10 protein-coding genes are annotated in these 12,430 nt (G+C 43.1%); all 10 read left to right on the top strand.

The features are described 5' to 3' along the window. Positions 1 to 1,064: hypothetical protein (locus LAY41_RS20555; RefSeq protein ID WP_249102400.1), on the top strand; the 1,064-nt coding region annotated here is incomplete at its 5' end. A 129-nt stretch (positions 1,065 to 1,193) separates the two neighbouring features. Further along, positions 1,194 to 1,472, top strand: coding sequence for a hypothetical protein (locus LAY41_RS20550; RefSeq protein WP_249102398.1), 279 nt, complete (start codon positions 1,194 to 1,196; stop codon positions 1,470 to 1,472). A 78-nt stretch (positions 1,473 to 1,550) separates the two neighbouring features. Then, on the top strand, positions 1,551 to 2,846 hold the full coding sequence (gene hisS, locus LAY41_RS20545; protein ID WP_249102395.1) for a histidine--tRNA ligase: 1,296 nt from the start codon (positions 1,551 to 1,553) through the stop codon (positions 2,844 to 2,846). A gap of 2 nt (positions 2,847 to 2,848) precedes the next feature. Continuing rightward, positions 2,849 to 3,445 carry a Uma2 family endonuclease gene (locus LAY41_RS20540; protein WP_249102384.1) on the top strand — a complete coding sequence of 199 codons (597 nt, stop codon included), beginning with the start codon at positions 2,849 to 2,851 and terminating at the stop codon, positions 3,443 to 3,445. A gap of 249 nt (positions 3,446 to 3,694) precedes the next feature. After that, positions 3,695 to 4,804 (top strand): VWA domain-containing protein, encoded by a 1,110-nt coding sequence (locus tag LAY41_RS20535; protein WP_249102374.1) that lies wholly within the window; start codon positions 3,695 to 3,697, stop codon positions 4,802 to 4,804. A gap of 16 nt (positions 4,805 to 4,820) precedes the next feature. Beyond that, on the top strand, positions 4,821 to 5,765 hold the full coding sequence (locus tag LAY41_RS20530; RefSeq protein WP_249102369.1) for an RpnC/YadD family protein: 945 nt from the start codon (positions 4,821 to 4,823) through the stop codon (positions 5,763 to 5,765). A 64-nt stretch (positions 5,766 to 5,829) separates the two neighbouring features. Further along, a complete protein-coding gene (locus LAY41_RS20525) occupies positions 5,830 to 9,051 on the top strand; it encodes a tubulin-like doman-containing protein (protein ID WP_249102366.1) in 3,222 nt (1,073 codons plus the stop codon). A gap of 74 nt (positions 9,052 to 9,125) precedes the next feature. Then, positions 9,126 to 9,932 (top strand): Rpn family recombination-promoting nuclease/putative transposase, encoded by an 807-nt coding sequence (locus tag LAY41_RS20520; RefSeq protein WP_249102364.1) that lies wholly within the window; start codon positions 9,126 to 9,128, stop codon positions 9,930 to 9,932. Between the two features lie 127 nt (positions 9,933 to 10,059). Beyond that, positions 10,060 to 11,592, top strand: a complete 1,533-nt coding sequence (locus tag LAY41_RS20515) for a hypothetical protein (RefSeq protein WP_249102362.1) — start codon at positions 10,060 to 10,062, stop codon at positions 11,590 to 11,592. Between the two features lie 32 nt (positions 11,593 to 11,624). Continuing rightward, a complete protein-coding gene (locus tag LAY41_RS20510) occupies positions 11,625 to 12,380 on the top strand; it encodes a hypothetical protein (protein WP_249102352.1) in 756 nt (251 codons plus the stop codon). Positions 12,381 to 12,430: the final 50 nt, after the last annotated feature.

Below are 12,430 nucleotides of genomic sequence, written 5' to 3'. Positions count from 1 at the left end.
GACTGCCAATAGCACAAGCGCCCAGGCTAAATACTGGTTCTACTAATAACAGCAGAGGTGTGCCTCAATTACCAGGACTGCCAATAGCACAAGCGCCCAGGCTAAATACTGGTTCTACTAATAACAGCAGAGGTGTGCCTCAATTACCAGGATTGGCAATAGCTCAACCACCGACGTTGAATGTTAGCGACATCAATAACAACAAAAGTGTTCTTCAACTACCAGGAGTCTCAGGAGTAGGAGTGCCGAGACGAACCCCCGTGCAACCGCAACGCCGCAAGCCAGAGTTCACGGGCGGACTGGGCAAACTACCAAAACCACCGGCATCCACCGTCAACACAGTGGCAAGGCGATCGCAACGCACGCCATCCACTCCCACCAGAGTCGCCAGAACGCCACAACGCAGCCAACAGCTAGCTAGCACTAGCACAGTGGCAAGGCAACCGCAGCGCACGCCATCGACTCCCACCAGAGTCGCCAGAACGCCACAACAAACGCCAAGGCCAGCAACAGTGGTACGGCAGCAAAGGACGCCATCCACTCCCACCAGAGTCGCCAGAGCGCCACAGCGGACGCCAAGGCCAGCAACAGTGGCACGGCAGCAAAGGACGCCATCCACTCCCACCAGAGTCGCCACAGCGCCACAGCGGACGCCAAGGCCAGCAACAACAGTGGCAGCGGCCCCCCCGACAGCCACTCCAAATGCGACACCTACCGCTCCTGCTCTAATTGCGCCGCCTCAACCTCCCGAAATTCCCGTATTACCGCCTCCTCCAGACCCTACTTTGGCAAACGGGGTTGAAGTTTCGGGTGTGATTATAGTCAATAATGAAGCTCAGGCGATCGTTAAAGCACCGAATGAAGCGACAACTCGGTACGTCAGGGCTGGGCAGCGGTTGTCAAACGGGCAGGTGCTGGTCAAACGAATTGAAATGAGTGAAGGCTCGGAGCCGATCGTCATTCTGGAGCAAAACGGCGTTGAAGTGTCTAAAGCAGTTGGGGAAAAACCGATCGCACCTGCACAACCAGGGGCACAACCAACTACTCCCGCAGCGACTGTCTAATTATTCATTAAAAAGCTAACCCCTGAGCCTCTTTCCTTACAAGGGAAGGGGGATTAGCTATGACTCTCCTTCCCGCGTCGGAGAGGGGTCTGTTGATGCAATATATGTAAAGATGAACAAACAATCGAAATGCTTCTAGAAAACCAGAGATATCAATTTGAATTCCCCGGACTGCCCTTAGCCGTTTATCGGGAGTTAGCAGCTCATCTGCGTCAGGTAGAAGGTGTGGAAACGGGCCTTATACCTCAGCAGTCCCAGCAGTTTGATTATAATCAGAGCCAAGTGGGAAGCCTGTGGGTTGAGTATTCCGAAGCGGCTGACGCAGTAGCTCGCCAACGGGTGGATCGGATTTTGCAGTATTATCGCGAGCGTTACGGCACAAAAATAATGGGTAACAAAGAATTTTAGATTTTAGATTTTAGATTTAATTTCAAGAAGCAATCTGCGATTTGAAATTACCTAATTACCAATTACCAATTACTAACTATGGGTACGATTCAAGCTTTACGGGGAACACGGGATATTCTACCAGAAGAAGTTGTGTATTGGCAGCGGGTAGAATCTGTGGCGCGGGATATTCTCGGTAGAGCTGCTTATCAGGAAATTCGCACTCCTATTTTTGAGGAGACGGGACTGTTTGAGCGCGGCATTGGTGAAGCTACTGATGTTGTAGGTAAAGAAATGTACACTTTCCTTGACAAGGGAGAGCGTTCTGTTACATTGCGGCCTGAAGGAACAGCAGGGGTAGTGCGGGCTGCGATCGAACACGGCATTTACGCCCAAGGTGGAGTGCAGCGGCTTTGGTATACGGGGCCGATGTTTCGCTACGAACGTCCGGGAGCGGGCAGGCAGCGGCAATTTCACCAAATTGGGGTGGAGGTGTTGGGCAGTCCTGAACCAAGGGCAGATGCGGAGGTAATTGCGATCGCTACCGATATCCTCGAAACTCTCGGACTCAAAAATCTCCACCTCAATATCAATTCTTTGGGGAATCGAGACGATCGATTGACTTATCGGCAAGCACTTGTAGATTATTTGACTCCATACAAAGCAGAATTAGACCCCGATTCTCAAGATCGTCTCAGTCGCAATCCGCTGCGAATTTTGGATAGCAAGGATAAGCGTACCCAGGAAATTGCCGAGAATGGCCCCAGTATTTTGCAATATCTCGGCCCTGATTCAAAGCGGCACTTTGAAAAGGTACAGCAATTCTTGAGCGATTTGGGGATTTCCTATCAGGTGAATCCTCGTTTGGTACGCGGTTTGGATTACTATACCCACACCGCTTTTGAAGTTATTTCTGATGATAGGGAATTGGGTTCCCAAGCAACTGTTTGCGGTGGTGGTCGCTACGATGGATTGCTGGCAGAATTGGGTGGGCCAGATACTCCATCTGTAGGTTGGGCGATCGGTCTGGAAAGATTAATTATTCTGCTGCAAAAACTGCAATCTCCTCCAAAGTTTGGACTGGATTTTTATGTAGTTTCGCGAGGAGAAAAGGCAGAGGCGCAAGCGCTTTTGTTGACTCAAAAATTGCGTCGGGCTGGATTTAGTTTGGAGTTAGATTTGAGCGGAAGTGCGTTTAAAAAACAATTTGCTCGCGCTGATAAAAGTGGTGCTGTTGGTTGCTTGATTTTGGGCGATGAAGAAGCCGAAAGTCAAACCGTTAAGTTGAAGTGGATGGCGACAAAAGAACAACAGACTCTAGCTCAAGTTGACTTACTGGAAAAAGCAGATGAACTGCGGCGTGAAATTGATAGCCTTAAGACAAAGGAGAATTAATCGTGAATCCACAAATTTTAGAAAAAACAGAAAACTTTGTAGTTGAAGAAGATCGACGTCTAACTTTATATGGAGTTACCTGGGAGCAATACGAAACTATCCGCGACACCCTGGATGATTATGCCGGGTTGAAAATGATTTACATAGAAGGAACTCTGGAGTTTTTTATGCCGGGTGCTAAACATGAAAGGATAAAATCAGTAATCGGGCGATTGGTTGAAACCTACTCTTTAGAAACTAATATTAGACTTTATGCCTCTGGTTCTACAACCTATCGTAAAAAGGCCGAAGAAAAAGGATTAGAACCGGATGAAAGTTACTCTATTGGAGAATTCAAAGAATTTCCAGACTTTGCCATAGAAGTTATTGTTACCAGTGGGAGTATTGCTTTACTGGAGGTTTACAAGGGTTTAGAAATTCCAGAAGTATGGATATGGAGGAATGGTAAGTTATCTTTGTACTATTTACGAGGGGAGAACTATGAACTAATTGAAAGAAGTAATTTTTTGCCGGAATTAGATATTGAGTTATTAGTTCGCTGTGCTAATATTCCCGATCAATATGATGCTGTCGTCGAATTTCGCAACGCCATCCGTTAATAATCGCTCCCAGTGAAATCGGATTTTTGGCTATGAGGAGTTGTTATGCTTTTGTTCAAAAAAATAACATTTTTATTCCTCTGCTCCCCTGCTCCTCTGCACAAGCGCTCAAATAGCATAGTAAATACGGAAGAGCCATTTTTTCCCTTCTTCCCTTCCAGGCGGGAGGCAAGAGCCCCTCAAAACGCATATTACCTGAGAAGTAGATACAATATTCAGATGTAAGCTTCTGGTATAAACTTTTTCACCGTGACCCCTCCAAGAAAAGTTACTCCAGGGCAACCTCTGACTGCTTCCCAAAAAGCAGGTCTTGAATTGGTCGCCCGTTTGCATGGTGGACGAGATGTGGTGCTGGCGATCGATCTTACCGAAAGTGTAGGTTTAAATGACGAAGGTCGCAATCGTCTGCGTCAAATAGTTCAAGATAGTCTGCACCCCGGAGATTCCGTCTACGTCGTTCCTTTTGCCACGAATGTAAATCCCCTACCACCAGCCATTGAATTTAACGGGAAAAGAGAAGATATTGATAGAATCTTACAGGTTGTACCGCTCGATCGCGATCCAAACCTCCGCAATACAGATATTCAGCGTGCAGAATTAATTATATATCAAAATCTTGCTCAAGTCAATCACGATCGGCTGCAAGAAAATCAGCCAATCAAGCCTCAGTCAGTTGTTTGGATTACCGATGCTCCCCTGTTCAGTAAATCGGGACAAGAGTGGATTGAAACGCCTGCTGACAGTCCTTTTCGAGTGGAAAGCTCCGAAGAAAGTCAACAGCGGCGGGAGTGGATTCAGGCTTTGCCAATGCGCGATCGCAAATTGGCAATCCGAACAAACGATAATAAAGAATATAACCTGACTGTTGTTGATATTGACCCTACCGTTCAGGAATTATGCACCCCAGCACCAGGCGGTAGAGAAACCTGTTTGGTTACTCCTTATTTAATAAAGCAGCTGTGGCTACCAGCGTCAATTTCCGTCATAGTATTCATTGCTTTAGTGGTGGCGGGAATAAAATATTATCGCCTACAAAAGAAGTGGCAGCTAATAGTAGATTTTACCGCCACAGCCAAAGAAGAAGACCAAATTTGCTATCTAGGACACAAAAAACGAATTGCTATTGGTGAATATGATTCTACTTGTGATGATTCAATTGACACTCCAGGGCCAGAAGTGAGAGCATATTTAGAGCGGAAAGGTGATAAACTTTACTTAGTGCCAACGGGTGACGCACCAATTTATTACAACGGTCGAGAAATCACCGTGCAGACTCTCATCACTGGATACCGGATAAGGTTGAATTGTCCAGATTCTAGAAAACGCGATTACGAGATAGTTATTAAACTAATAAAATAGCATTCAAGGAAATGCAATGACAACACCGCCAGCCGATTATGACAATAGTTGGAAACAAGCGATCGAGCTATATTTCGAGCAATTTATATTGCTGTGTTTTGCTCAACTTCATCCTTTAATTGATTGGAGTCGCGGTTTTCACGTTTTGGAACAAGAACTGCAACAAATAGTAGGAGAAGCCGAATCAGGTAAGCGACTAGCAGATAAACTGTTTCAAGTTTGGCTGCTGAATGGAGAGGAAACTTGGGTATTAATTCATATAGAAGTTCAAAGCCAAACCGAATCAGACTTTGCGAAACGGATGTATCAATATAATTATCGAGCTTTCGATAAATACGAAAGACCAGTGATTAGTTTAGCAGTTTTAGGAGATGAAACAAATTCTTGGCGACCAGCTTTATATGAGTATGTTTTGGATGGCTTTCAGTTGCGGATGCACTTTCCCATAGTCAAAGTCTTAGATTACGAAAGTCAGTGGGAGGATTTGGAACAAAGTGCTAATCCTTTTGCCATTATGATCATGGCACATTTGAAGACAAAAGCCACGAGCGGTAATCTGGAAGAACGGAAACTTTGGAAGTGGACTTTGGTGCGGGGACTTTTTGAAAAAGGTTACACTAGAGACGATATAGTGCAGCTATTTCGAGCGATCGATCGAATGATGGCTTTACCGAGGGAATTACAGCAGCAATTTAAGCAAGAAGTAAATCGCTATCAGGAGGAAAGAAGAATGCGTTTTTTAAGTAGGATTGAAGAAGAAGCTATAGAAGAAGGAATTCAGCAGGGAGTTTTGCAAGCTGTCCGAGGGGATGTAATTGAAGTTTTGGAAATGCGGTTTCAAGAGGTATCGCCAGAACTGAATGAAGCGCTGAATAAAATCAATGATGTGTCGGTGCTGAAACAACTTCATCGAGTAGCGATTACAGTTAATTCAATCTCGGAATTTCAGCAATTACTTTGAGAAAGAAACCCGGTTTCTTGGAGAAACCGGGTTTCTGAGAAGATAATAAGAAGGAGGTAAAAAAATGACTCAATCAACCAGTAACAACCAGTTTCGTGGCATTAACCGCACAATTTGTATAGGATTAGGCGGTACTGGTCGAGATGTTTTGATGCGAATTCGGCGGTTAATTGTCGATCGCTATGACGATTTAACCAAATTGCCGATCGTAAGTTTTGTCCACATCGACACCGACAAAGCTGCTACCCAAGTATCTGGATTGCGGACGGGGAGTACCTATCACGGTGTTGACTTAAGTTTCCGGGAAGCAGAAAAAGTCGGCGCCACCATGACATCATCGGAAGTTACTAATTTCGTGCAAGGAATGGAACGCCGATCGAATTACGATCGCCAAGGCCCATACGACCATATCGCCAGATGGTTTCCGCCGCAATTATTGCGGAATATCAAAGCAGTGGAAGAAGGCGCAAAAGGAATTCGACCTGTAGGAAGATTGGCCTTTTTTCACAACTATCGCAAAATTCAAAGTGCCATTCAAACAGCAGAAAATCGCACGCGGGGACACGAAGCAACCTTACTGAAATTGGGACTAACAGTTGAAGAGGGATTGAATATTTTTGTGGTTGGTTCTCTCTGCGGTGGTACGGGTAGTGGGATGTTTTTGGATGTCGCTTATAGTTTGAGGCAAAGTTATGGCGATAGCAAAGCCAAAATTGTTGGTTATTTGGTGATTAGTCCAGAGTTATATGGCAATACTCCTAACATGATCGCCAATACTTACGCCGCTCTCAAAGAACTCAATCATTATACCACTCCTAGCACAAAATTTGAAGTTTGTTACGATATGCAAACTACAAAATTCGTGCGGGAAACACGACCGCCTTTTGACTACGCATATTTAGTTTCCAATCAAACCAGCAGCGACTATAAAATTCTCAAACAAGCGAAATTGTGCAACGTAATCGCGCATAAAATTGCGCTAGATTTTTCCGGCGAATTAGCACCTGTTGTGAAGGGAATGAGGGATAATTTTACCTCACACATGATTCAGTGGGACGAGCATCCCCGTCCCAACGTTCAGCAGTATTTAACATTTGGATTGGCGGCAATTTATTTTCCCCGCGATATCATAGTGCAAATCGCTTTGACTCGGATTAGTTTGAAATTAGTTGCATTCTGGTTAAATGGTTCGGGACAAAGCCCAGATCCTCAACGGTTATTTGAACAATTTATAGTTCAATATAATTGGCATAGCGATTTGGCGCAAAGGGATGGTTTTACTACCAGATTAGCAGAAGCGGTTCAAGAATCGAATAAGACTTTTGTCGGTACGCTGAACAGTTGGAGAAATACTAAGTTAGAAAAAGCAATCAACGAGTCCAAAAATAAGGACGATCGCAATGGTTTAAGACAAACTTTGCCGCGCGAATTCCGAGAGCAATTTAGAAAAACCCAACCTGGTGAAAATGAAAGCACGAGAGGAATTTGGCTGACCAGACTGATACAAGTAAGCCCAGAAATTTTGAAACAACTCAAGGAAAACATCGATCAATTTTTGGCAACTTTAATGACACCGGGAACTGCCAATTTTTCGATTAAGAGCGCTCGCGACTGGTTAGATGCTTTGCAAACAGATTTGGATAAATATCAGCGACAGCTAGAGGAGGAGATTACTGAATTTGGTGGGGTACGCAAATTAGAAGATTTGGAGAAGAAATGGCGGGATGCAGAACAGGTAATTGAAGATATCGAGCAGAAATTTAAGCCTTTCGGTAAAAATGGAGAAGTGCAAACAGAAGCCAAAAGAGTAGTGCGGGAAGTTTGCGATTTAATCAAACGTAATTTTGATTTTGCCGTCACTCAAGAAGCTCTCCAAATTGTCAATAACTTGCAAAAGCACCTGCGCGATCGATCGACTCAAATGGCTGGTTTCAGTCGGGTAGTTGATAACTTGAAAAGCGACTACGAAAAAGAGGAAAGCGATCTCAGAGAGATTAATTTTGATGAAATGAGCGGCGAGGCAATTTTTGACAATGAAGATATTGAAAATTGTTACAAAACATTGTTGCCCAGCAATGATTTTCGATCCCAATTGGTGCTACTGAGTAAGGAAATAACAGAAGCAGCGGGAGTCGAAGAGTCGATCGCTTATCTAATGGAGCGCACCAATCAAGAACAACTCCAAAAAGAAATAGACCTGAAAGTAGACAGCTTGTTTGGATCTCGCAGCAATCAAATTGTCAAATCAGTAATTAAGCGTTTCATTCAAAATTACAACGCTTCCGAACGACGTACTCGTTTGGCACAAGTTAGAAAGGAAGCAGAACCGCTGCTGCATTTAAATTTGAGCGCTCCTTACTTCCACCAAACACCAGCAAAAAGAAGTGACTTAGTGGGATTTAAAGATACTGACGATTCGGAAGTGCAGCAGTTTAAAAGCATTCTAACCAGCGATTCGGGAATTTCGGAAAATGCGCTCAAACCAACTCAAGCTGAAGACGAAATTTTAATCGTGACTGAATATGCCGGTTTTCCTCTCCGATTGATTAGCGGTTTGGAAGCGATGCGAAACCCTTACATTCGAGAGAATAATATGGGTGGTTTTCTCCATAACGATTATCGCACTGTATTTACCGATATTATTCCTCCAGATGCCAGAACGATCGAGGATTTGGAGGATGTTTTCTATCCTTGTTTGGCGTTTGAGTTAATTAAGCAGAACCCGAAAACTCAGCAGTTGGAATTTCAATATTACGATGGTTTGCGAGATACTCACAATACTGCCGCGCTCAGTCCGGAGTGGAGTCAGGCTTTAGAAGAACTCGCTAACAGAAGCGATATGACTGGAGCTTTGAAGCAACTTTTGGAGGGTGCGGAAACACAGATAGAGAGACAACCAAATCGCTGGCAAGATTACTACTTACCCAAACTGAGGCAATTTGTCGATCGCGTCGATAAACTACCAGAAGAAGACCCCAATTATCCCTACAAAGCAACCGTAGTGGGAGTTTCGGGAACTACCACCACAGTAGCCAAAGAAGGAATCATCGATCGCTTCCGCAAAAAGATGGAAGCGCGAGTTAAATCCATCTCAGCACCAAATTCTCCGCCAAGAAAACCTCCCCAGGAGCTAGAAGTTATCTCAGCCGAATTTTTAGAGCCCGTAGATTCTACCGATCCCAAACAGATCGAACTACAAAAGTTAGAACAGGAATTAAAAGATGACTTGATTACTCAAAAAGGGTACGAAATAAAACGTCAACAAATCCTGCAAAAATACTCTTAGCAATCGCGGCATAGGTTGGGTTTCGTTGCATCAACCCAACCAACAAACTTCTCACCAAAATTATTCAAGGGTGTATGTACGACAACGTTTGCAAATTTATCACCGAAGAATTCACAGCCGATATCGCCACCTGGCTATTAGGTTCACCAGTCAACTTAACTCTACTGAGTCTTTCCGAATTATCCTTAGAACCAATTAGAGCAGATTCTCTAATTCTACAGGATGTTGATAATAATTTAGTACTCCATTTAGAGTTTCAAACCGATCCCGATCCCGCAATACCTTTTCGGATGGCTGACTATCGCCTGCGCGTTTATCGTCGTTTTCCACAAAAAAGAATGCGCCAAATAGTCATTTATTTGCGAAAGACAGGTTCCCAATTAGTGCAGCAAACTTCTTTTCTTTTAGAAAGAACAACTCATTCATTCGATGTGATTCGCTTATGGGAAAGACAGCCAAGTGAATTTCTCAATCCTAATTGTGTGGGATTATTACCATTTGCCGTGTTAAGCAATACGGAAAATCCCCAAGAAATCCTCAATCAAGCCGCACAATTGATTGAGGAAATACCAGAAAGAATGGTACAAATTAACTTAGTTGGTACTGCCGCCATCTTAGCTGGGTTAGTATTGAAGGAAGAGGTCATTAAAACAATCCTACGGGAGGAAGTTATGAGGGAATCAGTGATTTATCAAGAAATTTTGCGAACTGGATTTCAGCGGGGTCGTCTGGAGGGCAGACAGGAAGGTATTCAGCAAACTCAAGAGCAAATTGCTCGTACTTTGCTGCAAAGAAATATGCCTGTAGAGGAAGTGGCAAGTCTGACAGGACTGACAATTGAACAAGTGCAAAGTCTACAGAATTCTGTGGATAATAACTGAATTTTAGCGTGACCAGGTTGAACCTGGTCACGTCAACTAGGAGACTCTGCCTCCTTGTCGAGGGTAGCTCGGAAGATCCTCTTAAAACACGAGAACAGTTTATCATCAGAATCTTAAGGTTTTTGCCATGCCGCTAGTACCGCCTTACTTAGTTTTTCTCACTTTCGTACTTGTAATTTTGCCATCTATAGCTGCTATTTTATTACGCTTTGCTCTCCATAGCCATCTGGCGGAGCAAGTGGTTAAAGTGAAAATGTTGCTCGCTGGTAACAGCAGTATAACGGAACCTAATATCGTTAAAAACCTGAAGTCAAGGTTTAAAGAAGCCAGTAGTAATTTAGAGCAGGTTAATACTGGAGCATTAATAGATCAAGTTTATAGCGAAGAGACAGTTTGGGGAATATCCTGCGAACAAATTGATTATTACTGCCGCATTCTCCCTAACTTACTTCTATCATTTGGATTGCTGGGGACTTTTCTAGGTATTATCATCAATTTGTCGGCACTTAGTCAAACGATCGGTCAAACCAATGCCAGCAATGTTAGCGATTTGGTGCGGGAATTGCAAGTACCACTGCAAGGTATGGGAATTGCCTTCACCACTAGCTTAACTGGAATACTTTTTAGTGCTTTGTTAACAGTAGTTAACTTGCTATTCAATGCTAATCTTGTCAAGTATCAACTTATTAATTCTCTAGAAGATTATCTTGATAATGTTTATCATCCCACACTACAGGGTCAAACTCGCCTGGATAAAATAGTGCATGGTATGGCAGATTCATTTGAAAATTTCTTAACTAGATTTGGGGTAACTGTAAGAGAAGCGGTGGAAGGTTCTCTGAAAGATAAACTGCAAGAAATTTTTGATGCTAATATTAAAGCGACTCAACTAGCAGAAGAGGTATACACCAGATTTGCGGAATCTTCTGGTACAATAGCTAGTGGTGCTAATCAATTTAAAACATCTGCTAATGACTTGGCAAATGCTGTGGCGGCGATGATGATAACTGCCGATCGCTTTGAACAAGTGGGCCAAATATTTGAGCATAGCCAATTTCCCCAAAGGTTATCCGAGGCGACAGCAGATATGGCTAGCACGCAAGCTGAATTTTCTCATTCTGCTTCCATTTTAGCTGAATCGGTTCAATCAATAAAAAAAGCAGTGAGCGAACTGCGACGTTCCAGTCAGCAGTTCTTGAGTTTGCAAGAAGAAGTCAGCAGTATTAATCAGACATCAGGGCAATTTTTAGATTTGTATCAAAACCATCAGAAATCTCTCGATGAGATTCTTACACAACTCCAGCAAGCATTGCCGAGTTTCCAGTCAATTATGGAATTACAATCTGGAGGCGATAATTTCGATAAATTACAAGTGGAACTGACGAATTTAGTGGAGACGCTGAGGAACTATACAGAGGGTGTTAGTCTGGGTATTCAGGCTGTCGGCGATCGCATTTCCGAAACTATCAATAACCAATCCAATACTAACAACTCTCAACTTCAAGTTGTCATAGACAATGTTCAGGAAGGCATTAATCATTTGAATGACACAAAACATGAAGTTTACAGGTTGAGACAAGCACTGGAAAAGAGGTCAAATAAAGAGAGTGTGGATGAAGCCAAATTAGATGAGATAGTAGATAAACTCAACAAAATTTAGGCAATATCTATAAAAATAATTGGGGGCCGATCGTGCGTCGTCGTTCACGGCATATTAATTCAAATGAAGAAGAACTCAACATCTGGCCAGCTTTCACAGATTTAATGTCTAACGCTTTCATGATTTTGAGTTTATTTTTCCTACTATCTATCGTTAAAGCATCGATATTAAAATCAACTTCAGAACAGACAATTGCCAAACTGAGTCAAAGTGAAGAACAACTGAAAAAATTAGAAAACCGGGTAGCTTTTTTGCAGGAGGAATTGCGGCTAAAGACAAATCAAGTAACCAACCTAGAAGGACAGGTTGAACGACTGAAATCACCGCCAATTATTGTAATTAAAGATTCAGGAGAGTATAAATTTGAAAAAGGTAAAGCAGATTTGCCTAGCGGATTGCGTAGTAAAATTGAAACAGATTTTGCCAATCAAATTGAACGTTATGGCAGGGAATATAAAGGCTATGTTGTAGAAGTCATCGGTCATACAGACGGGCAAAAAAATAGTAGTAGATATAGCAATTTAGATGATATCCTAGAAATTGGAAATCTTAGTCAAGTTCAAGTAGGATCTAATGCAGATTTGGGTTTAATGCGAGCATTAGCAGTTGTGAAAGTACTTGAGGATATTCAAAGGAAAGGTCGCTTAAAAGGGTTAAACTTTCGTGCCTATTCCGCTGCACAATTGGTTTTGCCAAAAGAATACTTTCCTCCTAGCAATGGTAATGCGGATGAACCAACGCGGCGGCGCATTGAAATTAGGTTTACTCCGCCTGGGGTGGAGAGATAGAACAAAGATTTTATAGGTACGTTGTTGCGCTTCAGCGCTAAATCTGGCGC

This window comes from Argonema galeatum A003/A1, from assembly GCF_023333595.1.
Classification (GTDB): domain Bacteria; phylum Cyanobacteriota; class Cyanobacteriia; order Cyanobacteriales; family Aerosakkonemataceae; genus Argonema; species Argonema galeatum.
This window is presented reverse-complemented; position numbering and strand designations above follow the sequence as displayed.